This is a genomic window from Ruegeria sp. YKSD163, from assembly GCF_059612905.1.
Map to the genome: position 1 here is coordinate 62,239 of NZ_JBXWRM010000013.1, position 24,833 is coordinate 87,071.

26 protein-coding genes are annotated in these 24,833 nt (G+C 62.8%); 5 read left to right on the forward strand and 21 right to left on the reverse strand.

Going from position 1 to position 24,833, the window contains the following annotated elements:
- Window positions 1-5 precede the first annotated feature (5 nt).
- The 3 genes from AC2FNA_RS16865 (at window position 6) to AC2FNA_RS16875 (ending at window position 2,595) form a co-directional block, all read left to right on the forward strand.
- Window positions 6-1,334 (forward strand): ammonium transporter, encoded by a 1,329-nt coding sequence (locus AC2FNA_RS16865; protein ID WP_496828498.1) that lies wholly within the window; start codon window positions 6-8, stop codon window positions 1,332-1,334.
- Window positions 1,335-1,438: 104 nt separating this feature from the next.
- Entirely contained in the window at window positions 1,439-1,948 is a 510-nt protein-coding gene (locus AC2FNA_RS16870; RefSeq protein ID WP_496828500.1) for an RrF2 family transcriptional regulator, read from the forward strand.
- A gap of 5 nt (window positions 1,949-1,953) precedes the next feature.
- Window positions 1,954-2,595 (forward strand): hypothetical protein, encoded by a 642-nt coding sequence (locus AC2FNA_RS16875; protein WP_496828501.1) that lies wholly within the window; start codon window positions 1,954-1,956, stop codon window positions 2,593-2,595.
- Between the two features lie 51 nt (window positions 2,596-2,646).
- Here AC2FNA_RS16875 and AC2FNA_RS16880 read toward each other — a convergent pair whose 3' ends face one another.
- From AC2FNA_RS16880 to AC2FNA_RS16900, 5 genes are all read right to left on the reverse strand, one after another.
- Complete coding sequence (locus AC2FNA_RS16880) at window positions 2,647-3,831, reverse strand: amino acid aminotransferase (RefSeq protein WP_234216164.1); 1,185 nt, start codon at window positions 3,829-3,831, stop codon at window positions 2,647-2,649.
- Window positions 3,831-4,685, reverse strand: coding sequence for a 3-mercaptopyruvate sulfurtransferase (gene sseA / locus AC2FNA_RS16885; RefSeq protein ID WP_496828503.1), 855 nt, complete (start codon window positions 4,683-4,685; stop codon window positions 3,831-3,833). The genes AC2FNA_RS16880 and sseA overlap by 1 nt, the downstream gene beginning before the upstream one ends.
- A gap of 52 nt (window positions 4,686-4,737) precedes the next feature.
- Window positions 4,738-5,487 carry a C40 family peptidase gene (locus tag AC2FNA_RS16890; protein ID WP_496828505.1) on the reverse strand — a complete coding sequence of 250 codons (750 nt, stop codon included), beginning with the start codon at window positions 5,485-5,487 and terminating at the stop codon, window positions 4,738-4,740.
- Window positions 5,484-6,863 (reverse strand): leucyl aminopeptidase family protein, encoded by a 1,380-nt coding sequence (locus AC2FNA_RS16895; RefSeq protein ID WP_496828507.1) that lies wholly within the window; start codon window positions 6,861-6,863, stop codon window positions 5,484-5,486. Before AC2FNA_RS16895 ends, AC2FNA_RS16890 begins: the two co-directional genes overlap by 4 nt.
- Before the next feature lie 75 nt (window positions 6,864-6,938).
- Window positions 6,939-7,322 (reverse strand): hypothetical protein, encoded by a 384-nt coding sequence (locus AC2FNA_RS16900; protein ID WP_496828509.1) that lies wholly within the window; start codon window positions 7,320-7,322, stop codon window positions 6,939-6,941.
- A 158-nt stretch (window positions 7,323-7,480) separates the two neighbouring features.
- Here AC2FNA_RS16900 and AC2FNA_RS16905 point away from each other — a divergent pair, with 158 nt between their 5' ends.
- Window positions 7,481-8,131, forward strand: a complete 651-nt coding sequence (locus AC2FNA_RS16905) for a carbonic anhydrase (RefSeq protein ID WP_234137057.1) — start codon at window positions 7,481-7,483, stop codon at window positions 8,129-8,131.
- Window positions 8,132-8,252: 121 nt separating this feature from the next.
- Here AC2FNA_RS16905 and AC2FNA_RS16910 read toward each other — a convergent pair whose 3' ends face one another.
- The 4 genes from AC2FNA_RS16910 to AC2FNA_RS16925 form a co-directional block, all read right to left on the reverse strand.
- Entirely contained in the window at window positions 8,253-8,444 is a 192-nt protein-coding gene (locus tag AC2FNA_RS16910) for a hypothetical protein (protein WP_496828511.1), read from the reverse strand.
- A gap of 37 nt (window positions 8,445-8,481) precedes the next feature.
- Window positions 8,482-8,661 carry a hypothetical protein gene (locus AC2FNA_RS16915; protein WP_496828513.1) on the reverse strand — a complete coding sequence of 60 codons (180 nt, stop codon included), beginning with the start codon at window positions 8,659-8,661 and terminating at the stop codon, window positions 8,482-8,484.
- Between the two features lie 470 nt (window positions 8,662-9,131).
- Complete coding sequence (locus AC2FNA_RS16920; protein WP_496828651.1) at window positions 9,132-10,154, reverse strand: aspartate-semialdehyde dehydrogenase; 1,023 nt, start codon at window positions 10,152-10,154, stop codon at window positions 9,132-9,134.
- An 83-nt stretch (window positions 10,155-10,237) separates the two neighbouring features.
- The gene (locus tag AC2FNA_RS16925; RefSeq protein ID WP_496828515.1) at window positions 10,238-11,410 is read right to left on the reverse strand and encodes an MFS transporter; all 1,173 of its coding nucleotides are present in this window, start codon (window positions 11,408-11,410) and stop codon (window positions 10,238-10,240) included.
- A 136-nt stretch (window positions 11,411-11,546) separates the two neighbouring features.
- On the opposite strand from AC2FNA_RS16925, the gene AC2FNA_RS16930 reads away from it, so the two are divergent.
- Window positions 11,547-12,692: a DUF3095 domain-containing protein gene (locus AC2FNA_RS16930; protein WP_496828517.1), complete on the forward strand. Its 1,146-nt coding sequence runs from the start codon at window positions 11,547-11,549 to the stop codon at window positions 12,690-12,692.
- Here the strand turns inward: AC2FNA_RS16930 and AC2FNA_RS16935 are convergent.
- The 12 genes from AC2FNA_RS16935 to AC2FNA_RS16990 form a co-directional block, all read right to left on the reverse strand.
- Window positions 12,689-13,741 carry a branched-chain amino acid ABC transporter permease gene (locus AC2FNA_RS16935; protein ID WP_496828519.1) on the reverse strand — a complete coding sequence of 351 codons (1,053 nt, stop codon included), beginning with the start codon at window positions 13,739-13,741 and terminating at the stop codon, window positions 12,689-12,691. The two genes, AC2FNA_RS16930 and AC2FNA_RS16935, sit on opposite strands and share 4 nt — an antisense overlap.
- Window positions 13,738-14,769 (reverse strand): branched-chain amino acid ABC transporter permease, encoded by a 1,032-nt coding sequence (locus AC2FNA_RS16940; RefSeq protein WP_496828521.1) that lies wholly within the window; start codon window positions 14,767-14,769, stop codon window positions 13,738-13,740. Before AC2FNA_RS16940 ends, AC2FNA_RS16935 begins: the two co-directional genes overlap by 4 nt.
- Window positions 14,770-14,829: 60 nt before the next feature.
- On the reverse strand, window positions 14,830-15,552 hold the full coding sequence (locus AC2FNA_RS16945; protein ID WP_496828523.1) for an ABC transporter ATP-binding protein: 723 nt from the start codon (window positions 15,550-15,552) through the stop codon (window positions 14,830-14,832).
- A complete protein-coding gene (locus AC2FNA_RS16950) occupies window positions 15,545-16,309 on the reverse strand; it encodes an ABC transporter ATP-binding protein (RefSeq protein WP_496828525.1) in 765 nt (254 codons plus the stop codon). The genes AC2FNA_RS16945 and AC2FNA_RS16950 overlap by 8 nt, the downstream gene beginning before the upstream one ends.
- 72 nt (window positions 16,310-16,381) lie before the next feature.
- Window positions 16,382-17,557 carry a substrate-binding domain-containing protein gene (locus tag AC2FNA_RS16955; RefSeq protein ID WP_496828527.1) on the reverse strand — a complete coding sequence of 392 codons (1,176 nt, stop codon included), beginning with the start codon at window positions 17,555-17,557 and terminating at the stop codon, window positions 16,382-16,384.
- Window positions 17,558-17,750: 193 nt separating this feature from the next.
- A complete protein-coding gene (locus AC2FNA_RS16960) occupies window positions 17,751-18,668 on the reverse strand; it encodes a helix-turn-helix transcriptional regulator (protein ID WP_496828529.1) in 918 nt (305 codons plus the stop codon).
- 85 nt (window positions 18,669-18,753) lie between these two features.
- Complete coding sequence (gene boxA, locus AC2FNA_RS16965; RefSeq protein WP_496828531.1) at window positions 18,754-19,938, reverse strand: benzoyl-CoA 2,3-epoxidase subunit BoxA; 1,185 nt, start codon at window positions 19,936-19,938, stop codon at window positions 18,754-18,756.
- A complete protein-coding gene (locus AC2FNA_RS16970) occupies window positions 19,935-20,111 on the reverse strand; it encodes a hypothetical protein (RefSeq protein ID WP_496828533.1) in 177 nt (58 codons plus the stop codon). Before AC2FNA_RS16970 ends, boxA begins: the two co-directional genes overlap by 4 nt.
- A gap of 121 nt (window positions 20,112-20,232) precedes the next feature.
- Window positions 20,233-21,684, reverse strand: a complete 1,452-nt coding sequence (gene boxB, locus AC2FNA_RS16975; RefSeq protein ID WP_234137044.1) for a benzoyl-CoA 2,3-epoxidase subunit BoxB — start codon at window positions 21,682-21,684, stop codon at window positions 20,233-20,235.
- A gap of 74 nt (window positions 21,685-21,758) precedes the next feature.
- Window positions 21,759-23,420 (reverse strand): 2,3-epoxybenzoyl-CoA dihydrolase, encoded by a 1,662-nt coding sequence (gene boxC / locus AC2FNA_RS16980; protein WP_496828535.1) that lies wholly within the window; start codon window positions 23,418-23,420, stop codon window positions 21,759-21,761.
- Between the two features lie 155 nt (window positions 23,421-23,575).
- Window positions 23,576-24,013, reverse strand: coding sequence for a DUF309 domain-containing protein (locus AC2FNA_RS16985; RefSeq protein ID WP_496828536.1), 438 nt, complete (start codon window positions 24,011-24,013; stop codon window positions 23,576-23,578).
- 2 nt (window positions 24,014-24,015) lie between these two features.
- Window positions 24,016-24,831 (reverse strand): alpha/beta fold hydrolase, encoded by an 816-nt coding sequence (locus AC2FNA_RS16990; RefSeq protein ID WP_496828538.1) that lies wholly within the window; start codon window positions 24,829-24,831, stop codon window positions 24,016-24,018.
- Window positions 24,832-24,833: the final 2 nt, after the last annotated feature.

A 24,833-nucleotide genomic window follows, 5' to 3' on the forward strand; every position in this document is an offset into this window, starting at 1 on the left:
AAGCCATGACGCTTTTCAAGACACTACTTCCGGCGGCAGCGGTGATCGCGCTGCCCACGCTGGGCCTGGCCCAGGAGGCCGCGGCGGACACGACACCGCCGAACGAGGAAATCGGTTATATCTTCACCACTTTCATGTTCCTGGTCTCGGGCTTTCTGGTCATGTGGATGGCCGCGGGCTTTACCATGCTCGAGGCCGGGCTGGTCCGGCAAAAGAACGTGACCATGCAGCTGACCAAGAATATCGCGCTGTTTTCGCTGGCGGCGCTGATGTATTACCTGATCGGCTATAACCTGATGTATCCGGGCGACGGCTGGTCGATCGACGGTGTTCTGGGCGCCTTCTCGCCCGCCGCGATGGAACCGGTGGGCCTGGCCGATACCGAGACCGACCTGACCTATGCCTCGGTCGGTTCCGATTTCTACTTTCAGCTGATGTTCTGTGCCACCACCGCCTCGATCGTGTCCGGCACGCTGGCCGAGCGGATCAAGCTGTGGCCCTTCCTGGTCTTCGTGCTGGTTCTGACCGGGCTGATCTATCCGATCCAGGCTTCGTGGAAATGGGGCGGCGGTTTCCTTGACGGTGCGGGCTTTCTCGACTTTGCCGGCTCGACCGTGGTGCATTCGGTCGGTGGCTGGGCGGCGCTTGCCGGTGCTCTGATCCTGGGTCCGCGTCTGGGCAAGTACAAGGACGGTCGCGTGATCCCCTTCATGGGTTCGAACCTGCCGCTGGCCACGCTGGGCACGTTCATCCTGTGGCTCGGCTGGTTCGGCTTCAACGGCGGCTCGCAGCTGTACATGGATACCGCCGGGAACGTCGCCGATATCAGCCGCATCTTTGCCAACACCAACACCGCCGCTGCCGGTGGGGCCATTGCGGCGCTGCTGCTGACGCAACTGCTCTACAAGAAGGTCGACCTGACCATGGTGCTGAACGGCGCACTTGCCGGTCTGGTGTCGATCACCGCCGAACCGCTGACCCCAGGACTGGGCTCGGCCACGCTGATCGGTGCCGTGGGTGGCGTGATCGTGGTCTTTGCCGTGCCCTTCCTTGACCGGCTCAAAATCGACGATGTGGTCGGCGCCATTCCGGTGCACCTGATGGCCGGTATCTGGGGCACGCTCGCGGTCTGCCTGACCAATGGCGACGCAAGCCTGGGCACCCAGCTTTATGCCATCATCGTGGTCGGTGTGTTCACCTTTGTCGTATCGGGTGTGGTCTGGTTCATCCTCAAAGCGGTCATGGGCATCCGTGTCAGCGAAGAGGAAGAGATCAACGGGCTCGACATGGCGGAACTGGGCATGGAGGCCTATCCCGAATTCTCGAAAAGCTGACCTTCCTTCCTCACCATTGGTGAGACCTTGCCCGGGCCATCGTGCCCGGGTCTTTTTTGCCCGTCACTTGACGAATCAATTGCGGATATTCTTTATCCGTATTTATGAAACACACCGAAGGACTGGAATGGGCGGCGCATGCCTGTAGCCTGCTGGCCGCCCTGCCCCCCGATACATCCCTGCCCGCGCGGTTGCTGGCCGAATTCTTTGACCTGCCCGAGCCGTATCTGGCCAAGCAGATGCAGAAACTGTCGGCGGCGGGCATTGTCGAAACCCGCCGCGGGCCGCGCGGCGGTTATGCCTTGGCCCGCGCCCCGGCCGAGATCACGCTGTTGCAGATGGTGCAGGCCATCGACGGCGAGACGCGGCATTTCACCTGTACAGAACTGCGCCGCTGCGGGCCCAGCGGGGTCGACGATTCGCAATACCTGCGCCCCTGCGGCATCGCCCGCTCGATGTGGCGGGCCGAGGCGGCGTGGCGGCGCGAACTGGCCGGTGTGACGCTGGCCGATATCCTGAAGATGGGGATGCAGGACACCCCACCGGAACAGGCCGCCAAGGCGCTGGCCTGGTTCCAAGACAAACTTTCGCAAGACAATCCCGCCAAGGAGTAGGCGCCATGATCGCCCGCAAGATTCACCGCTGGAACGGGGCGCTTTTCGCCGCTTTCCTGCTGCTGCATTTCATCACCCACCTGTCGGGGCTATGGGGGGTGGACGCCTACAATGCCACCCAGGACGCGCTGCGCCTGATCTATCGCAACCCGGTGGTCGAGCCGCTGGTTCTGGCCTCGGCGCTGGTGCAGATGGGTCTGGGCTTGAAACTGCTGATCGCCCGTGTCCGGCGCGGGTTACGCGAGCCTTGGGCACGGGCACAGGTCATTTCGGGTGGAATGGTGTTCTATTTCATGACCGAGCACCTGATCGCGCTGGTATTGGCGCGCTGGGTCGATGGGCTGGACACCAATTTCTACTGGCCCGCCTCGGTGATGAGCGGCGCGCCCTTCACCTGGTATTTCATCCCCTATTACAGCCTGGGCGTGATTGCCCTGTTCGTGCATCTGGGCTGCGCCTTGCGGCTGACCCTGCTGCGCCGGGGCGCGCGGGGACAGGCCCGCGCGGCGTTCTGGGGCATCGTGCTGGCAGGGATCACCATCGCCTGGCTGATCGTGGCGATGCTGCTGGGGGCGTTCTACGACATCACGCTGCCGCCCGAATGGCTGGCCTATCTTCGCCAGTTCGTGCCCGGCTTTACCCCCTGAAACGACAAAAGGCCGCCCGTCGGGGCGGCCTTTGCCATTGGGCGCTGGTGCTCAGATCCCGGCGTCGATGATCGCCTTGGCCAGGATCGGTACCGTCTTGGCGTTCAGCCCGGCGATGTTCATCCGGCTGTCGCCCACCATGTAGATACCGAATTCGGTCCGCAGCTTCTCGACCAACTCGGGCGCCGCGCCAATACGCGAGAACATGCCGCGATGCTGCGCGATAAAACCGAACCGGTCCGAGCCGGACAGCCGCTGCAACTCGTCGGCCAATTGCTGGCGCAAGCCCAGCATCGACAGGCGGATTTCCTCAAGCTCGGCCATCCAGTCGGCGCGCAGCGCGTCATCGTTCAGGATGGTGGTCACCACCCGCGCGCCGTGATCGGGCGGGAAGGAGTAGTTCTGACGGTTCAGAAACGCCAGGGTCGCCTGGTTCAGCGCGGTCTGGCCGCTGTCCTGGCTCACCGCCATCAACAGGCCGGTGCGCTCGCGGTAGACACCGAAGTTCTTCGAGCACGACGCCGCGATCAGGCATTCCTTGACCGACGAGGCCACCAACCGGGTACCTTGCGCATCTTCCTCCAGCCCGTCGCCAAAGCCCTGATAAGCAATGTCGATCATCGCCACGAGACCCTTGGCGTTGATCAGCTTCACCACCTCTTGCCACTGGCTCAAGTTCAGGTTGGCGCCGGTCGGGTTGTGGCAGCAGCCATGCAGCAACACCACGTCGCCCGCGCGCGCCTGACCCAGATCGGCCAGCATACCCTCGAAATCGACCCCACGGCTTTCGGCATCGAAATAGCGATAGGGCACCATGGTCATGCCCAGATAATTCAGGATCGAGATATGGTTGGGCCAGGTCGGGTCAGACACGAAAACCCGCGCCTCGGGGCTGGCCATCTTGATCAGCTCGAACGCCTGCCGACAGGCACCGGTGCCACCCGGCGTGGCCGCAGCGCCGACATTGGCGCGCGGCACGGCGTCGCCCAGGATCAGCTTGATCATCGCATCCGAATAGGCCGGATCGCCGATCAGCCCGGTATAGGATTTGCTCTCCTGTTGTTCCCACACGATCTTTTCGGCGGCCTTGACGGCGCGCATCACCGGGGTCACGCCCTCGGCGTTCTTGTAGACGCCAACGCCCAGGTCGATCTTGTCGGTGCGCGGATCGTCCTTGTACATCTGCATCAATGCAAGGATCTTGTCCGCAGGCTGCGCCTTGAGGTTTTCGAACATCAGTTCTCTCCAGTTGCGACGGGCAGGGTCGGGAAGGCACCCCATTCAGCCCAGGAGCCGTCATAAAGCGAGTGATCGGTCTTGCCCATGCGCTGAAGCGCCAGGCTGAGAATCGCCGCCGTCACGCCCGAGCCGCAGGTGGTGATCACCGGCTTGGACAGATCGACACCCGCGGCCTCGAACACGACGCGGCAGTCGGCGGGCGATTTCATCGTACCGTTCTTGGTCAAGAGCGTGGCAAAGGGCACGTTCTTCGACCCCGGGATATGGCCGCCGCGCAGACCCGGGCGCGGTTCGGGATCGGTTCCGGCAAAGCGCCCGGCCGAGCGGGCATCGACGATCTCGTGATCATTGAGCTTGGCCGCCGCCGACACTTGCGTGACATCCCGCAACAGGTGGTTCTGGACGCGAACAGTCATGTGCCGGTCACGGATCACCGGTGGCAGGTCCTCGATCGGATGCCCCTCGGCCTGCCATTTCGGCAAGCCACCATCGAGCACGGCGATATTGTCCTGCCCCATCAGCTTGAACAGCCACCAGACGCGCGCCGCCGATTGCAGACCCAGCGAGTCGTAAACCACCACCTGGTGGCCATCGCCAACGCCCATCGCCCGCAGTCGCGACATGAATTTCTCGACCGGCGGCACCATATGCGGCAGGTCCGAGCGGTGGTCCGAGATATCGTCGATGTCAAAAAACCGCGCGCCGGGGATATGGGCGGCATCATATTCGGCCTTGGCGTCACGTCCCAGATGCGGCAGGTGCCAGGACCCGTCGAGAATCCGCAAGTCGGGATCCTTCAGATGGGCGGCGAGCCAGTCGGTGGAAACCAGTGTTTTCGGATCGTCCTGCATAAATGCCTCCCGATTGCGCGCATTCTGTCCCTACCGAACCCGAGACACGGGTTCAAGCGGGGATGGCGGGCCTGCGATGCGCTGTCACTGGCCCTTCGCCCTGCGCGATGATACGCGCGATTGCCGCGGCGGTCGGCTCATAAGCAACCGCCATGTCATTGGCATTGGCGTGCAGGATGCGTTCGGCATCCGCGACCAGCGCCACGTGACCGCTCCAGAACAGCAGATCGCCGCGCCCGGGTTGGGTGCCGGGCGGCATCAGGGTGCCCACAGCGCGTGATTGCGGACCACTGTCACCCGGGCAGGGATGGCCGCAGGCCAGCAGCGCCGCCTGCACCAGCCCCGAACAGTCGATACCCCAGCGGCTGTCGCCACCCCAAAGATAGGGTGTGCCCAGAAACAGCTCGGCCACTGCCACAGGGTCGGTCATCCTCTCTCCAACCGGCATCAGGTGCTGCACCGGGATATGGCCATGCGCCGTTTCAGCGAACCGGCCCGACACCGCGTGCACCGCAACCCGCGACCCGAAGCTGAGCGCCATCAGGTCTGGGCTTTTCAGATCGGCGCGGGCATAGGCGTTGGTCGAGGGCGCGCTGACCCAATGGGTGGGCGCCACATCCGCGCCCAGCGCATCGGCGGGCAGCCAACCCTCGTAGCCGTCCTTGTCGGCGCGGATTCGGGCCCAGATTTCCTGCCGCTCCAGAAGCTCGACCCGCGCGCCCAGCAGAACCTGACGGTCGCGCGGCCCCTCCGGGCTGCGCAACAGGTCAACGACCGGGCGCAGGATGGCATGCGCGCTCACAGGTCCAGCATCCTAGGCAGCGCCGCCAGCAGGGCGCGCGGACCCTGGCCCACGCCGCCCTTGGGACGGCCTGGCGCCTTGGTTGGTTGCCAGCCATAGATGTCGAAATGCATGTAGCGCGCGTCGACAAAGCGGCGCAGGAACAGCGCGGCGGTGATCGACCCGGCGAAACCGCCGCCGGGTGCGTTGTCCAGATCTGCGATGCCCGGCTCGATCATCTCTTCATACGGGGGGTGGAACGGCATTCGCCAGACCGGATCCGCCGCGCCCAGCGCTGCCTCGGCCAAGGCCTGCGCGGCGTTGTCGTCATCGCTGTAGAAGGGCGCCAGATCGGGGCCGACCGCGACCCGCGCGGCACCGGTCAGCGTTGCCATCGAAATAACCAGATCGGGCGCGCCCTCGTCCGCCAGTGCAAGCGCGTCAGCCAGCACCAGCCGCCCCTCGGCATCGGTATTGTTGATCTCGACCGTCAGCCCCTTGCGCGAGGTCAGAATATCGCCGGGTCGCAACGCATTGCCCGACACCGCGTTTTCCACCGCAGGGATCAGCACCCTGAGTTGCACGGAGAGATCAAGCGCCATGATCATCCGCGCCAGGCCCAGCACGTTGGCCGCCCCGCCCATGTCCTTTTTCATAAGGGCCATGCTGTTGCCCGGCTTGAGGTTCAGACCACCGGTATCGAAACAGACCCCCTTGCCCACCAGCGTCAGCTTCGGACCGCTCTCGCCCCGGCGAAGCTCGATCAATCGCGGCGCGCGGGCGGCGGCACGTCCGACCGCATGGATCATCGGGAAATCGTGGCTGAGCAGGTCGTCGCCGACGATCGCGGTGCAGGTCGCGCCAAATTCATCCGCAAGCGCCTCGACCGCCGCTTGCAACCCGTCCGGACCCATATCCTGGGCCGGAGTGTTGATCAGGTCGCGGGTCAGCACCTCGGCAGCAGCCATCGCCTCAATGCGGGCGGCGTCGACCCCGGCGGGGGCCACCAGACGGGCCTTGGCCGGCGACTGACCCTTGTAGCGGTCAAACGCATATCCGGTCATCAGCCAGCCGAAACATTCAGCCTCGGCCTGCGCCTCGGGCAAACCCGACGCGATGCACCAGATGCCTTCTGGCAGCTTCTCGGCCGCAGCTGCCAGAACAAAGCGTTTGCGGGCGCGGGTCTGGGCACTGCCATAGCCTGCTAGCGCCATGACGGGCGCACCGGCCTCGCCCGGAATCGGTAGCGCCTGGCCGATGGCGCCGGTAAACCCGCTCGCCTTGACCCAGGCCGCGACGGGCGCCGGTTGATCTTGCAGCCAGCCCTCCAGAGCAGCCTGTTCGATGACATGAAGCGGCAGCGCATCCGCATCGGCGGGGGCGAAACTGAGGGGCATCTGCGACCTTTCCAACATGGTGACAGGTCCAGACTATCGGGCCTGCAGCGACCTGCAAGCCCTCAGATCACAGGGCTAGATCGACAGGTCCTGCTGGTCCCAGACCTCGGTCAGGGATTTCTCGCCCACGCGGATCAGCCGGTAGAGCACAGCGCTGGTGGCGACATAGTCGCCATTGTCAATCGCATCGGTGACCTGACGCGCGACACGAGCGAGCGCCACCATGCCGATCTGTTCGGAAATCGCGATCAGCGACCGGGCGCATTTGCGCAACGCTATCCAATCGTGGTCCCGCCACAGCCTTTCGCAATTGGTCAACCTCACGGCCAATTCCTCGATCGCACGACACACGACATCCTCGGCACCGGCATCTCCCAATTGCCGATACAGCCCGCCCAGCCGATCCGGGTCCAGCCGCACGGATTCGCTTTGCACAAGCGTGATTACTTCAACCACCACATCTCACCCCAAAGTCTTGTGCCCCCACGACACGTTCGACATCCTGTTCCCCGAGAGGTTTTCAAAAGGTTTCTGCTGCGACGGGAAATACCTCGAATTTTCTTTCAAACTGGCCTAAAGGAGGCTGTCACGACAGGTCAGCGACAGGAAAGACAAGAATGAAACTCGCCCGCCCTCTGCCCAACTATCTGGTCCAGCGCTACCACGGCTGGAAGGCGACAACCTATGCCGAGAACCAGGTTTGGTACCGACGCCTCGCGACCGAGGGCCAGCGGCCGCGTGCCATGGTGATCTCATGCTGTGACAGCCGGGTGCATGTGACGTCGATCTTCGGGGCCGATCAGGGAGAGTTCTTTATCCACCGCAATGTCGCCAATCTGGTGCCGCCCTATCTGCCCGATGGCGACCATCACGGCACCAGTGCCGCAGTCGAATATGCCGTAACGGTGCTGAAGGTCGCGCACCTGATCGTGCTGGGCCATTCGCAATGCGGTGGCGTGCGCGGGTGCCTCGACATGTGCAAGGGCCACGCCCCGCAACTGGAAGCAAAAGAGAGCTTTGTCGGGCGCTGGATGGATATCCTCAAGCCAAAATACGATCATGTGGCCAAGATCGAGGACGAGGACGAGCAGGTCCGGCAACTGGAAAAACACGCCGTTGTCGCCTCGTTGGAAAACCTGATGACCTTCCCCTTCATCGCCTCGGCGGTCGACGAAGGCAGCCTGAGTCTGCACGGGCTCTGGACCGATATCGGCGAAGGTGGCTTGCAATGCTACGAACCGGCAGAGGAACGTTTCGTACCCGTCTGAGGCGGCCCGCACACAACTGTTTCGAATGAGCAACCAGTCGCCAACTGGGCCTTTCCGCTCGACACTTTGAAAAGAAAAGGCGCCCGACGGGCGCCTTTTGCTTGTCCATCCGAATTTGGTCTCAGGCGGCGATCCGCTCCTCCTCGACCCGGGACCGCACCGAACTGAAGATCGGTTTGGCCATTTGCCGCGCGCGGTGCGCAAACAGATTGATCACCTCGCTCTCCGTCTCGGCGCCCTGACGGGTCAAGCGCAGATGTTGCAGCGCTGCGATACGGTTCTGGCGGGCTTTCTGGGCAAGATTGGGGGTCATTTCTGTCACTCCTGAAGAATTTGTTGAAAGGTCGGGGTCAGGCGGCGTCGCCGGAGCTGCCCCAGGGGCTCGAAACGAAGAAAACGCCGTTTGCGGTGCGCAGCGCCCGGCCCCGTGCCCGCCAGTCGGCAAGTGACAAGACGTTGTCGGCGTTAGGTTCGACGCCCAAAGCGGGGGTTTGGATGTCGCGACGCGGGAAGGTGATGATGGTTGCCATTTTCGTTTTCCTCTTTGTCCAGAGGCGATACCGCCTTGTTATGTTCGATCCGTTGGGTGGCACCGCGGCAGGGCGGCGCTTCGGACTCTTTACGCTTGGCACAGCTTCGACGGCTCAGGGTGCGGGACACAACCCATCCGGTATCTAACCGATGATGACCAGGTGATGGCGCTTGCCGTGTCCGCCGAAGGTTCGACTTCCTTATGACTTAATGTTTGGCCGCGATTCGGTCGGGAATCGCGCAAGATTGTGTCAAAAAAGTGATAAATCACATTAAAAACAAAAGTTTGTCCGCGATCCGGCCAAAATTGGCCATGAATTAGACAGATTTTGGAGAATTCGGAAACAGGCCATTCCCGGTGCGAAAACGCGCGGTGAAACCACCTTGGGTTGTTTCAATTAACAGAGCAATAAAAAGCACCCCCGCCCGGTCGTGCGAGGGTGCCAGAAATTGGTCGCCTTGCGCGTTGTCAGCCCTTCTTCAGGACCTCGCGGCCCAGCAATTCGGCGATCTGAACCGCGTTCAGCGCCGCGCCCTTGCGCAGGTTATCCGAGACGCACCACAGGTTGAGACCGTTTTCGACGGTCGAGTCCTGCCGGATACGACTGATGAAAGTGGCGAAATCGCCGACGCATTCCTTGGGCGTGACGTAGCCACCGGGCTCGCGCTTGTCGATCACCATGATGCCGGGCGCCTCGCGCAGGATGTCGCGGGCCTCATCCTCGTCCAGGAATTCCTCGAACTCGATATTGATCGCCTCGGAATGGCCGACGAAGACCGGCACCCGAACGCAGGTCGCGGTGACCTTGATCGACGGATCGACGATCTTCTTGGTCTCGGCGACCATCTTCCACTCTTCCTTGGTCGAGCCGTCTTCCATGAAGACATCGATATGGGGAATGACGTTGAAGGCGATTTCCTTCTGGAACTTCTTCGGCGGCACGTCCGAGGTCGGGTTATAGACCGCCTTGGTCTGTTCCCAGAGCTCGTCCATGCCATCCTTGCCCGCGCCCGACACCGACTGATAGGTCGAGACAACAACGCGCTTGATCTTGGCGCGGTCGTGCAGCGGCTTCAGCGCCACCACCATCTGCGCGGTCGAGCAGTTGGGGTTGGCGATGATGTTCTTCTTGGCATAGCCGTGGATGGTATGCGGGTTCACCTCGGGCACGATCAGCGGAATGTCGGGGTCGTAGCGGTAGAGCGAGCTGTTGTCGATCACCACGCAACCGGCAGCCGCCGCCTTGGGCGCATAGACCTTGGTCGCGTCCGAGCCGATGGCGAACAGCGCCATGTCCCAGCCGGTGAAATCAAAGGTATCCAGATCCTGGGTCTTGATCGTCTTGTCGCCAAAGCTGACTTCGGTGCCCAGGGATTTACGGCTTGCCAGTGCGGCAATCTCATCCACGGGGAACTGGCGCTCGGCCAGGATGTTCAGCATTTCGCGGCCCACATTGCCCGTGGCGCCAGCGACGACGACGCGATAACCCATTTTCTTGTTTCTCCAGATATACCCGGTCGCCTTGACCGGCGGCGGTTCCATACAGGGAAAGTGGCGGCGAGGAAAGGCCTCTGTCAGGCCAGACTGTCGCGGCTGAACAGATAGATCACCAGACCAACCGCCATCGAGACCGCGAAAAAGGTCACGATCGCCGCATAGGGCGCGGCCGGGCCGGCGGCGGCATAGCTTTCGTGCAGGCGCCCGGTGACGAATTGCATCAACCCGACACCGCCGATGCCAAAGAGGTTGAGAAGCGTCACACCCCGCCCAACCAGATGTGCGGGGATAAAGGCGCGGCCATGCGCCATGATCACCGGGAACGAGGCGCCAAGAAAGCCGATTGCCGCCATCAGCGCGACCGAGGACCAGACCCCAAGGTCGATCCATAGAACCAGCAGAACCAGCGCCAGCGCGCCGCCCAGATTGCCTCCGAACACCACCCATTTCCGAGAGCCGAGAACCCGATCGAGCGGACCATAGGCAAAGGTACCGGCAATCATCGCCGCACCCATGATCAACGTCGCCTGCCCGATCTGGCCGGTGTCCAGGTCAAACACGTCGCGCAGGTAGGGTCCTGCCCAAAGCCCGCGCAGCGCCGCCGAGGGCGCATAGGCCACAAGCATCAGCGGCAGGATGGTCCACAAGAGCGGCTGTTTGAGCAGATCGAGCAGCGAGCCTTTGGTGTCGTGCTGCACGATCTCGGGGTCGCGCACCGAGACCCAGATGCCCACTGCCACCGCGGCCGAAATCGCCGCCAGCCCGGCCAGCGTCGCGCGCCAGCCCATCAACTCGACCGCCAGCGCGGTTGGGTAAGACGCCACCAGATTGCCCACCGACCCGACACCCAGCATCACGGCAGCCAGTGTGGCAAAGCGCGCGGGCGGGTATTCGCGCGCAAAGATGAAATACGAGGCCATCAGAACCGGTGAACAGCCCACACCAATCAGGACCATCGCCGCGCTGATATGTAGGGGAGCCGTGGCCAGGGCAAACAATGCAGCGCCACCACCGCCACCCACCATCAGCAGCGCAGCTGCCGTTCGGCGCGGGCCGATCCGGTCCAGCGCCCAGCCCACCGGGATCTGCATCGCGGCGAAGGTCAGAAACCACAGGCCCGAGGCAAAGGCCAGATCGTCGGGCTGCGCGCCAATATCACGGGCCAGATCGGCGGTCAGCACCGCCAGAAAGGCACGAAAGAACTGGCTGAGCACATAGGCCAGACACAGAATGATCAGACCGGCCTGCATGTGCTTTCCTCCGACATGAACGTGTTGGAGATGGTTGCCATGTTATCGGACCGCGCACAAGCGCGCCCAACATGCCGCAAGGCTCTGGATTTCGCCGCCAAGCTGCTATGTAGAATGGTATTGTTATGAGGGTCACATGGTTGACGATCCGGATTCGTTTTATGCTTCCCTACGCCCGGTGATGGATTTCCCCGAGCTTTCCGAGCCTTCACGGTTCACGCCCCTTCCCGATGATTGGTTTCTTGGTACCGCCGATATAGTCGACAGCACCGGAGAGATCGCGCGCGGGCGCTACAAGACCGTGAACATGGTGGGCGCGGCGGTGATCTCGGCCATGATCAACGCAATGGGCGACCTGCGCTTTCCCTATGTGTTTGGCGGCGACGGCGCCGGTTTCGCGGTGCCAGGTGACAAGGCCGAGCAAGTGCGCGCGGTACTGGCTGATCTGCGCCGCTGGGCGGAAGAGGAGTTCGGTATCGCCTTGCGGGCTGCCCTGATTCCGGTGGCCGAGATTCGCATGGCCCGACGCGATGTGCGAGTAGCACGCTACGCAGCCTCGCCGGGGGTCGATTACGCCATGTTCTCGGGCCGCGGGCTGGCCTGGGCCGAGGCGAGAATGAAAGCCGGGGAGTTCGCTGTCGATCCGGCCCCACCCGGCGCACAGCCTGATCTGACCGGCCTTTCCTGTCGCTGGTCCAATATGCGCGCCCAGAACGGACAGATCGTCTCTCTTGTGGTACATCCGACCGACAGGGCAAGCGAGCGCGACTTTGCCGATCTGGCCCGGCGTGTCGTCATCACCGCCGATGGGCTGGAGAGAGGTGGCCACCCGGTCCCTCCGGGTGGTCCGGGCGTGACCTGGCCGCCGCCGGGCCTGTCGCTCGATGCACATGTTTCGCGCGAGGGCCGCAATCTGGGCCTGCACAAGCTGAAGCTCCTGGGCCAGAACCTGCTGATCTGGCTGTTGTTCCGTACTGGTCTGCGGCTGGGCGACTTCCAGCCCGATCACTATGCGCGCATGGTCAGCCGCAACGCCGATTTCCGCAAGTTCGATGACGGGCTGAAGATGACCCTCGACTGCGACAACGAGACCCGCGCGCGGATAGAGACGATCCTGGAAGAGGCCCGCCAACGCGGCAAGATCCGCTATGGTGTGTTTGCCCAGGACGAGGCGATGATGACCTGTTTCGTGCCCTCGGCCATGCGCGACGACCATGTGCATTTCATCGACGGGGCGGCGGGCGGATATGCCGCCGCCGCCGAGCGCATCCGCCGCGCCTAACTGCGCCGCAGCCGGCCCACCACTCCAGTGGGAAAGAAATAGACGCTGAGGATGAACAGGACGCCCAGCCACAAGAGCCAACGGTCGGCATCCAAGAGCTGCGGCAGGACCGGAACCCCTTCGACCAGAGACCCGGCAACGCCCATCAGGTTTTGCAGATAGTTCTGCGCCAAGACCAGCAGCGTTGCCCCGATCACCGCGCCATACATGGTGCCCATGCCACCGATCACCACCATCAGCAGGATGTCGATCATGATCTCCATGCTCAGCGTGGTATCCGGCCCCACATAGCGCAGCCAGATCGCATAGAGGCTGCCCGCCAGCGCCGCCACCGCCGCCGAAAGGCAGGTCGCCGCGACCCGGTAATAGACCACGCGATAGCCGATCGCCTCGGCGCGAAAATCATTCTCGCGGATGGCCTGCAACACCCGCCCAAAGGGTGAGTTCACCACCCGCAGCATCAGCAGGAACAGGATCAGACTGCCAATGAACACGACGTAATAGGACAACAGCTTGCCGTTCAGCTTCACCCCGAACAGTTCGTCCCCGAACTTGAAGGCAGGACCCAGCGCGCGCGGCGTCTTGAAAGTCAGCCCATCCTCGCCCCCGGTCAGGCCCGACAGCTGGCTGACCAGCACCGCCACCGCCGAGGCCACCGCCAGCGTGATCATGGCAAAGAAGATTGCCCGCACCCGCAGGCTGAAGAGACCAATAACAAAGGCAAGCGCCGCCGCGAGCAATGCACCCGCGCCCGCGCCGACAAGGATCGCATCGAAGCCCCGCCCCATATGGGTCAGGGCCAGCGCGACCCCATAGGCACCGATGCCAAAGAACATGGTATGGGCGAAACTGACGATGCCGCCATAGCCCAAGAGCAGATCGTAGCTGGCCACCAGCACGATGAACACGCAGATCCGCGCCGCCGTATCGACGGTGCGCACGCCGGGAAACAGGAACGGCGCCAGCGCCAGACAAACGAGAATCAACCCCAGAATCAGGGCCAGCACCGATGAGCGGGGCATGTCGCCCGAAAGAACCGCTTTGATCATTTTGCCTTCACCACCGGGATCATGCCCATCGGGCGCCACATCAGGATCGCAACCATCAGGCCGATATTGGAAATCAGCGCCACCTTGGGTTCCAGGAACGCGACATAGTTCTGCATCAGCCCCACCAGCAGGGCACCGATGAAACAGCCCTCGACACTGCCCAGCCCGCCGATGATGACGACGATAAAGATCAGGATCATCGCCTGATTGCCCATATGTGCACTCACGACCTCCTGATAGAGGCCCCACATGACGCCCCCCAGCCCGGCCAGCGCGGATCCGGCAATGAAGACGCCGACAAAGACCAGCCGCAGCCGATAGCCCAGCGCCTGCACCATCTCGCCATTCTCGACGCCCGCGCGCACGATCAGCCCGATCTTGGTGCGCCTCAGCGTCCAGCGCATGGCAGCAAAGACCACAAGGCCCAGACCCACCGCCACCAACCGGTATTTTTCCAGCGCGGCGCCGGCAAACGTGATCGCGCCTTTCAGCGCCTCGGGGCGCGAGATGTAAATCTCCTCGGGCCCCCACAGAACGATGATCAGCTGCTCGACCACGATCAGCCCGCCCATTGTGACCAGGATCTGCTTCAGGTGATGACCATAGACCGGCTCGACGATGACCTTTTCAAAGGCCCAGCCCATGGCGCCTGTGGCCAGCATCGCGCCGATCACCGCCAGCCCCATGGCTGCAAGGTTCAGCGTCAGAGAGGGCGCGCCGGTCATGCCGCCCAAGAGCAAGAGGACTGATACACCGACAAAGGCGCCCACCGAGACAAAGGCGCCATGGCCGAAGTTGATAACGTCCATCAGGCCAAACACCAGTGTCAGACCCGAGGCCATGAGAAAGATCATCATCCCCATAGCCAACCCCGACACCGTCAGCGTCAGCCAGGACGAAGTGTTCGGGATCGCCAGCAAACCGGCCACGACCAGCAGCGGCACCAGCAGCACCGGCATCCAGGGCGCCAGCCGCTGCGCCAGCGATAGCCGCGCCATTGTTGGCGCGTGTTCGGGGGCCATGCTCATGACGGAGCTCCTGCTTCTTTCTGGTCAAAAATACTCATCTCCAACCTCTTCCCGCGCATCTCAATGGGCTTCCATGCTCAGACCCATCAACCGCTCTTGCAGGGCGGCATCGGTGGCCAGTTCGCGCATTTCGCCAGACCAGATGATGCGCCCGTCATCCATCACGCAGGCGCTGTCGCCAAGCGCCCGCGCGACCGAGAAATTCTGTTCCACCAGCAGGATCGAGGCGCCCTGCGCCTTTAGCTCACGCAGCGCGCGGGCCATGGTCGACACGATGGCGGGCGCCAACCCCTTGGTGGGCTCGTCGATCAGGTAGAGCCTGCGCTCCTCGACCATCGCGCGCGCGATCGACAGCATCTGTTTCTGCCCACCCGACAGGTTGCCCGCCTCGGACCTCCAGAAGGTTTTCAGCGGCGGAAAGGCCTGGAACACCCAGTCGAGCCGCGCGCTGTCGATGGGGCCGGACACGGCGGCCAGCACCATGTTTTCCTCGACCGTGAGATTGGCAAAGATACCCATATCCTCGGGCACAAACCCGACACCGGCCCGCGCGATGGCGGGTGTCGGCATCCGGGTGATATCCTGCCCGTCCAGCAAGATCCGGCCCTGATGCGCGCGCCAGTGGCCGATGATGGATCGCAGCGTGGTAGTCTTGCCCACCCCGTTGCGCCCCAGGAGCATGGTCACCGCGCCACGCGGCACCTCAAGGTCAACACCTTGCAGGATATGATACTGGGCAATGTTGGTATAGACGCCCTCCAGCCGCAGGATCGGATCAGACATCTTCCAGCTCCCGGCCCATATAGGCCTCTTGCACCACGTCCGAGGCCATCACCGTGGCCGGGTCGCCATCTGCGGCCAGCGCGCCGTTGTGCAACACGATGATGCGATCAGCCAGCGTGCGGATCACGTCCATCTTGTGTTCGACCAGCAGGATGGTCCGGTCGCGCTGCTCTTTCAACTCGGCAATCAGGTCCAGCACCACGGGCGCCTCGTCGACGCTCATGCCCGCCGTGGGTTCGTCGAACATGTAGACGGCGGGGTCGAGCGCGATCAGCAGCGCGACCTCCAGTTTGCGCTGGTTGCCGTGGCTCAGCTCCGAAACCACCTGATCGCGGTTCGCGATCAGCCGCACCCGCGTAAGGATCGCCTCGGCAGCCTCGGTCAGCTCCGCGTGTCGGCTGGCCATTGACCACAGGTTCATGCCTTGCCCCGCCTTGGACTGGACCACCAGGCGCACGTTTTCCAGCACGCTGAGATTTGGAAACAGGTTGGTCAGCTGAAACGCGCGCCCGATCCCGGCGCGGGTGCGTTGGGACACCGACTGCCCCGAGATATCGCGCCCGCGCAGCAGGACGCGGCCCGCGCTGGCAGGGATCTGGCCCGAGATCAGGTTGAAATAAGTGGTCTTGCCGGCACCGTTCGGACCCACGATCGCGGTGAGCTCCCCGGTGTGAAAGGCGCAGGAAACCGCGTCCACGGCCACATGGCCGCCGAACCGCACGGTCAGCCCCTCGGTCGCAAGGATGGGGGATGTCATGGCTTTGTCTTCCGCTTGCAAAAAGGCCGGTCCCGGCGCGTCATGCGCCACGGGACCGGCCAGGTCGGGGAGTTAGTTGTTGCGGATCGGGATCGGCAGATCGTCGATCGTCAGTTCACGCACCAGTTCCGGGATGGCCCATTCGACATTCGGGTCCACCTTGATCTTGAAGTGATACATGGATTGCAGCGCCTGGTGATCCTCGGGGCGGAACATCATCTTGCCCTTGGGTGTCTCCCATTCCATGCCTTCCATGGCCGAGATCAGCGCCTCGGTATCGGTGCCACCGGCCTTCTTGATGGCCTCGACCACGGCGATACCTGCCGCCATGCCGCCCGCGGTGAAGAAGTCAGGCGGGGTGCCGAAACGGTCCTGATGGGTCTTGACCAGCCAGTCGTTCACAGGGTTCTGCGGTATCTCGTAGTAGTAATAGGTCGCGCCCTGCATGCCCGGGAAATCCTTGTAGGCCGCCATTGCCGCCAGGATGTTGCCGCCGGTCGCGATCTCGATGCCGAAACGGCTGGGGTCCATCGCCTGGATCTTGCCCATCGGATTGCCGCCACCGGCCCAGATGATGAACAGGCGCTTTTCGCCTTCCAGATCCTTCATCGCGTTAAAGATACGCTCGGCTGCGGCGGTAAAGTCGGTGGTATCGGTCGGCACGTATTCCTCGTGCACGATGCCGGAGCCTGCACCTTCCAGCGCCTCCTTGAACGCGGCGATACCATCACGGCCAAAGGCATAGTCCTGCGCCAGCGTTGCGATATGCACGTTCTCGCCCGCCAGCGCGATGGCGTTCGACACCGCGTCCTGACTGCTGTTGCGCCCAGTGCGGAAGATATAGCGGTTCCAGTTGGCCCCGGTGATCGAATCCGCCACCGCCGGTTCGACGATCAGCACCTTTTCGTATTCCTCGGCCACCGGCAGCATCGCCAGCGCCACGCCCGAGCTGACCGGGCCCACGGCCAGATCAACCTCATCATCGCCATAGGCCTCTTCCAACAGGGCCTTGCCGTTTTCAGGCTTCAGCTGGGTGTCCTTCTCGATCACGACGATTTTCTCTCCGTCGATCTCCATGGTGCCGCCAGTGGCATATTCCAGCCCCAACATCAGCCCGTCATGGGACTGTTTTGCATAGGCCTCGAAAGGGCCTGTCTTGCCATAGACATGGGCGATCTTGATGTCGGCGGCCGCGGCGGATGCCAGCGCCAGAATCGACACCGTTCCTGCGCAAAGAATGCGTTTCACGTCTCTCCTCCCCGATATGCGCCATGGGTTGCGGCGCGTCTTAGTCTGAACCGCCTCAGGCTAAGGTCGCAACGCTACAACGGTCAATTATGAGGAAATACGTATCCCGCACCGCCCCGTCCTCTTGCTGAAAAAAATCCCCGCCGGAGGCCAAGATTTTTCGACGAAAAATCTTGGGGCGCGTGGCGCTCGGTCAGTTCAGATAACCGCGCTCGCGCACGAGGCGGGTGAGTTGGACCAGCGAGGCCTCGACGCTCTGCCCTGAGGTGTCGATCTGCGCCTCTGCCTTGCCGTAAAGCGCCTCACGGCTGGTCAGGATCGAGCGTAACTCTTCCATCGCCTCTGGATTGCCCGCCATCGGCCGTTCGTCCCCCTGGGCGCGAACCCGTTCCATATGCTCCACCGGCGAAGCGCGCAGCCAGATCGTGTGAAAATGCGCCAGCAGGGTCTTGTAGGTCTCAGGCTCGGCCACGATACCGCCCGCCACCGCCAGCACCAACGCGTCATGGGTGGCCACGATCCGTGCCACCGCCTGCGCCTCTAGCTTGCGGTATCCTTCTTGCCCGTAAAGCGCCATGACCTCGGCGACCGGCATCCCTGCCTGATCCTCGATCTCGCCGTTGAGTTCCACAAAAGGCAGGCCCAGCGCCGCACCCAACCGCTGACCCAAGGTCGATTTGCCAGCCCCACGCAACCCCACCAGGCAGATACGCCCAGCCCTCGCCTCAAGCGAGGGTGCGGGGCTCAGCAACCGCAGAACCTCGGCCTGGGTTTCCATCCCCGCAACCCGATAGAGATCGGCCACTCGCATCGCGTCCGAGGACCAGGGATCATCCTCGCCCACCAGCCATTCGATACGGTGATCGAGCGCAGTTGCCACCCGCTGCAACAGCCCGATCGAGATATTGCCCTCGCCCGCTTCGAGCTGTGCCAGATAGCGCGGCGACACGCCCGAGATCTCGGACAGCACCCGGCGCGGAATACCGCGCCGTTGCCGCGCCGCGCGCACCCGCTCGCCCACCCGCGCGATCAGGGCCGCCACCTCGGCCTCGGCCTGGTCACGCGCGCTGTTGGGCGTGGTTTCGCCCCGGAAATTGGTGATCTCGGTCATGCGGCCCGCAGGGTTTGTGCAAAATAGTGCGCAATCTTAGGACAGCCCAGTCCTTGGTGCAATCCGCTCTCTGCTCGGGACCGGATCAATAGGTTTCGACGTGATAGCGCCCTTCATCGCGCATCCGGTCGCGCAGGCCGGTCCAGTCGATGCCCCGTGCGCGGGCGATATCCTTGAACGCCTCCTCCACACCCTGTTCCATCGCCTTGAGACCGCAGACATAGACATGGGTCAGGGGATCGGCCAGCAACTCTCCCATCCGGTCCGCCTCGGCCCGCAACCGGTCCTGAACATAGTGCTTGGGCGCGCCATCCTGGCGGGAAAAGGCGAAATGCTTGGCCATGAACTGTTCGGGCACCTTGGCGAGCGGCCCGAAATACGGCAACTCCTGCGGTCTGCGCGCCCCAAAGACCAGAGTCAGGCTGTTGCTCAGCTTGGGATTTTCCCGCTGCCGCCGCATGGTAAAGGCCCGGAAGGGCGCCGAGCCGGTGCCGGTGCAGATCATCAGCAGATGCGCCGCCGGATCCGACGGCATCAGGAAAGTGGCGCCAAAGGGTCCGGTGACCCGCACGGTGTCGCCGGGCTTCAGATCGCACACATGGTTCGAGCAGATCCCGTGCGGTTCGCGCTTCACCGTCAGCGACAGGTTGTTGAAATTCGGCCGCTCGCCGTCGCGCGGGCTGGAGACCGAGTACAGCCGGGGCAGATGCGGGTTGCCCGCCTCATCGGTGCCTGGCGGAATGATACCGATGCTCTGCCCTTCGAGCACCGGAAAGGGCTGGCCGCCAAAATCCAGGATGATGTGGCGCACATCGCTGTCACTGCTTTCGGCGGTCAGGCGGTAATTGCCGGTCACCCGCGCCTCGGCCGGTTTGCCCAGCGTATAGAGGTTAATCGTCGGTTTCGAGGCCGTCGCAGGGGCGCGCGATTTGCCGCCCGCCCCCTTGTGCGCCTCGGCCAGAAGGGCCGCCATGGCATCGTCCAGCGCCTCAAGCCCCGCCTCGTCGCCCGCCACGTCCTCCTGAGGCGGCAGGTCCATCCAGCCGTATTGCTCCTCCAGCGAATAGGGCGTGTCCACCACCCGCCAGTTGTCGATCGACCCGGTCGGACAGACCGGGATGCAGTCCATGCAGAATTTGCACTTCTCGACGTCGACCACGACATTCATGTCGTCATGTTCGATGGCCTGCTCGGGGCAGGTCATTTCGCAAGTGTAGCAACGGATACAGATTTCGGGGTCGATCAGGTGCTGCTTGAGCGGTTGGTTCATGAGGTCTCGCGTTTCCTGGTCAGGACGAGGTCGGGCACCACAAGCGTGTCGATCAGCGCCTTGCACAGGCCTACGCAATCGGAACAGCCGACGCAGGGTCCATGCAAGGTGGATATCTGCCCCGAGAGAGCGTGCAGCCGCGGCGTTTCGGGTTTCGAACGGTCGATCTGCATGGTCGGTTCCTCGTGTTGTCCGATCAGGCCGGTTTAAGCCAACAGGAGAGTCACCCCTTCCGTCAATCCGTGGGCGGGTCACAAAATGTTACCGCCCACCGGGCCCGGCCCCTGTCCGGCATTAAGCCATGTGAAGTTTCACATATTCGAAGTCGCCCGGACGGTTGTCGATTCCCACCTTGGGTGGGGCGATCCAGCGGGCGTATTGACCCGGCTCATAGCAGGGCTTCATCAGCGACTGGATGAAATCGCCATCCGCGTGCGTAGGCAACCATTTCGGCAGGCCAGCGTCGTATTCGGCCCCCGAGACGGGCTGCCCCGACGGGTCGAAATGTTTGTCGGCAAAGACGCCGATCTTGCGATGGAATGCCTCGTGCGGCAGCGAGAGTTCGAAATCGACGCCGTGTTTCTCGATGATCTTGTTCCAGCGTCCAACGCCGCCTGCGGCGTCCTTGGTATAGTCGTCGCGCAAGCGCATGTTGATCGCGGTCAGCGCCGGTACCTGCTTCTGTACTGCCTTGCCATCCTCGAAATCCCACACGGTATAGGTATCCTGCTGCAACTGGTGGTCATCGCTCAGCCGGCTTTCCATGTAACGACCCTTGATGCCCGCATTGAACGCATTAGCGGCATTGGTCGACACTTCCTGCCCGAACAGGTCCAGCGACAGCGTGTAATGCAGGTTCAGCTTCTTCTGGATCAGCGGCAGGTCGATCACCCCCAGGTCGCGGATGCGGCCGGTGTCATAAGGGTCGTCGATGCCGTTTTCCTTCATCACCTGACAGGTGCGCTCGATGGTGCGGCCCACGCCGGTTTCTCCCACGAACATGTGGTGCGCCTCTTCGGTCAGCATGAAGCGGCAGGTGCGGCTGAGCGGATCGAAGCCGGATTGCGCCAGACTTTCCAGCTGCATCTTGCCGTCGCGGTCGGTGAAATAGGTGAACATGAAGAAGGACAGCCAATCCGGCGTCTCCTCGTTGAAGGCACCCAGCATACGGGGGGCTTCCTCACTCCCCGACTGGCGGCGCAACAGGTCATCGGCCTCTTCGCGCCCGTCACGGCCGAAATACTTGTGCAGCAGATAGACCATCGCCCAGAGATGGCGGCCCTCTTCCACGTTCACCTGGAACAGGTTGCGCATGTCGTAGAGCGAGGGTGCGGTCAATGCCAGCAGGCGCTGCTGTTCGACCGAGGCCGGTTCGGTATCGCCCTGAATGACGATCAGGCGCTTGAGCAGGTTGCGGTACTCACCGGGCACCTCTTGCCAGGCGGGTTGCCCGTAATGCTCGCCACACGGGATGGTGCGGTTCTCGACCTGCGGTGCCAGCAGCACGCCCCAGCGGTATTCCGGCATCTTCACATAGTCGAACTTGGCCCAGCCCTTGGGGTCGACGCTGACTGCGGTGCGCAGATAGACCAGCGATTCCTGGAAATTCTGAGGGATCAGGTCATTCCACCAGTTGATGTAGCCGGGGTGCCATTTCTCCAGCGCCTTCAGCACCTTCTTGTCCTGGCTCAGACCCACGTTATTCGGGATCTGGGTGTCGTAACTTACGTTGATCAGATCAAGCATCGCTTTCCTCCTTGGCGGGGAAAAATCTTGCACAAGATTTTTCTACAGATTTTCTGCGAAAATCTGCACCCCCTCTACACACGTTCCATGTCGTAATCGCCGCGCACCCCGGTGCCATAGCGTTGCAGTGCCCCGTCGGGGCCCACCGCGTTGGGGCGCTGGAAGATCCAGTTCTGCCACGCGGTAAGTCGGCCGAATATGCGGGTTTCCATTGTTTCGGGACCGGCAAAGCGCAGGTTCGCCTCCATCCCGGTCATAGCATCGGGCGAGAAACTGGCGCGCTCTTCGAGGAAGACGCGGACCTCGTCCTCCCAGTCGATATCATCCAGCACATAGGTCACCAGCCCGAGTTCCTCGGCTTCGTCGGCCTCAATCGGTTCGCCAATCCGCGCGCGCACCGCTTCGACCGCCTCCGGTGTGCCCAGGAAGCGGGTCTCGAGCCGGGTCAGCTCATTACCCATCGGATAGGTTCCGAAGTTGCCGGGGCTGAGCGTGATCGCGGCCAGCGGGCGGTTATCGCCTTCGAACTCTTCGAGCATCATGTAGGACCGGTCCACCGCCCAAAGCAGTTCCGCCAGCGGCCCGGCGAAACAGGACCCATGCTCGACAATCGCAACGAGACTCCGCGAGGTCATGTCGACCCGCTTTAGCACCCGCTTCCAGTATTGCAGGATCTCGTTGGCCAGCCAGTGGTCGCGATTGTTGAGAAGCAATGCCTCATGCGCCAGAACTGCGGCGCCGTCGCCCTGGGTCTGGATCACCAGCGTACCGATCTGACGTTCGTTCAGCCGCAGGTGCAGGATGGCATCGTCCAGCTCACGCGCCGCGCGCAGGATCCAGGCATTCGCCCCCTGCGCCTGCAACGCGTCGACCGTATCGGGAGCGGCGTCCGTCGGACCGGAGATCGTCAGCGTCGCCCGCCCCGCCTCGCGCTCCACGACAACCTCAACGGTCGAATAGGTGACCGAGCCATCCTCGGCAAAGCGGCGGTCAAGCGGGGTGAGCGAGATCCCGGTCAGGCCCGAAGGTTTGGCGCTGGCGCTCGCAAATTCCCGCGCGCGCTCCTGCACCACCTCATCGAATTTCGAATTCGGGGCGATCTCATCCACCAGCCGCCAGTCGACAGCGCGTTGGCCGCGTACACCTTCTTCGACCGAGCAGAACACATCGGCCAGATCGCGGCGCACCTTACGCTTGTCGGTGACCCGGGTCAGCCCGCCAGTTCCCGGCAGCACCGCCAACAACGGAACCTCGGGCAATGCCACCGAAGAGGAACTGTCGTTGGTCAGCATGATATAGTTGCAGGCCAGCGCCAGTTCGTACCCCCCGCCCGCGCAGGCACCTTTGACTGCGGCAATGTATTTCTGGCCGCTGTCGGCCTCGGCCGCCTCAAACGTGTTGCGGGTCTCGTTAGTGAATTTACAGAAATTGACCTTGTGCGCGTGGCTGGCGCCGCCCAGCATCCGGATATTCGCACCGGCACAGAAAACGCGGTCCTTTCCGGATTGCATCACCACCACCTTGACCTCCGGATGCTCGAACCGCATCCGCTGGACGATATCGGCCAGTTCGATATCGACGCCAAGATCATAGGAATTTAGCTTCAGCTCATAGCCCGGGAACAGGCCGCCCTGTTCATCCACATCCATGTAGAGATTGGCGATCTCTCCATCATACACGACCCGCCAATGACGATAGCGGGACGGGTCGGTCTGAAAGTCGATACGCTGGGTCATGCCTCGCTCCAAGAGTTATGATATTATGCATTTTAGTGCGCATCAGTCAATTTGCAAGCAATTTACGGCACAATAGTGCATGTTTGAATTCCTTATATATCAATAGACTACCTACCATCCCGCAATATATCTCTGATACTTTCTGCAATGATGCGTTATATTGCATCACTTGCGAATCGCGCCTCAACCTTGGCGACGCGGTCGCAGAACGAAACCTCCCATTTCTCGGGCGTCCCTGCTCCGCCGGCCCGCGCCGCGGCCTCGCGAGCCAAGACACAAAGACGCCGGGCCGCGCCCCTCCGACCCATGCGCAGTTTCAACGCCGCATTGGCCAACTGTATCGCCGCCTGCACCCGGTAGCGAGCACCGCTATTCGGGGGCAAGGCCATCCAGACCGGCTCCCATACCTCATGCGCCTCCCAGAAGTATCCCAGATCGAACAATGTCCAGCCGTCGGTCCAGGCAGGGCAAGCGGTCAAATCCTCAGGTGGCATCCGGCGGGGAACGCACTGGTGCAGGGCCTCGAACAGATCTTCGGGTGGCCGCGCCGTCTGACCGGGAACATAGGGATCCGAGAGAGGTGGCAGCGACATGCTCAGGCCGGGATGACCTCGGCGGCCTCGATGCGAAGCAGCCTTGCGCAAAAGTCGGCGATCTCGTCCAACACCCGATCAGCGCACTCCCGATGCGGTTCGTGGCGACAGTCAAGTATCAGCGTATCCACCGGACAATAGGCGCGGCTCTCGATCTCTTCGATCTGGGCAAGCGTGCCGTATTGGTCCTGCCGCCCCTGAATGGCCAGGATCGGCACCCGGATATAGTCGATCACCTCGGCCACGTTCCAGGTGGCGAAACCGGGGTCGAGCCAGGCATCGTTCCAGCCCAGAAAAGCACCATCGGGATCGGCGTGATAGCGCGCCAGTTTCTGTTTCAGATCGCCACTTTCATAGGCCGCGCGCGCCTCTGTGATCGAGGCCAGCCCGCCCGGTTCGGTAAAGAAATGCGGCGCCTCGAGGATCACGCCGCGTATCCGGTGACCAGCCACACTGCCGGCATGAATCGCGGCGATGGTGGCGCCGTCGGAATGGCCAAGCAGGATCGCCTGCCGGACACCGGCAGCATCCAGCAGGGCGGGCAGCACCTCCAGCGCCTCGCGTGTCTGGAAATCCAGCGGCCGGGGCCGGGTAACCGGGTCCGATCCGCCATAGCCCTGCCGGGAATAGACCAGCACGCCCAACCCAGTGCGCGCAGCAAGCTGAGCGGGAAAATCGCGCCACATCGCAACACAGCCCAACCCTTCATGCAACAGCACAAGGGTCGGGGCGCCCCCAGGCGCCGGGCCGTGGCAGGCATATTCCAATGCCACGCCATCAATGCGCAGCTTTTCGGCGGGATTTGTACTCCACTCCATCG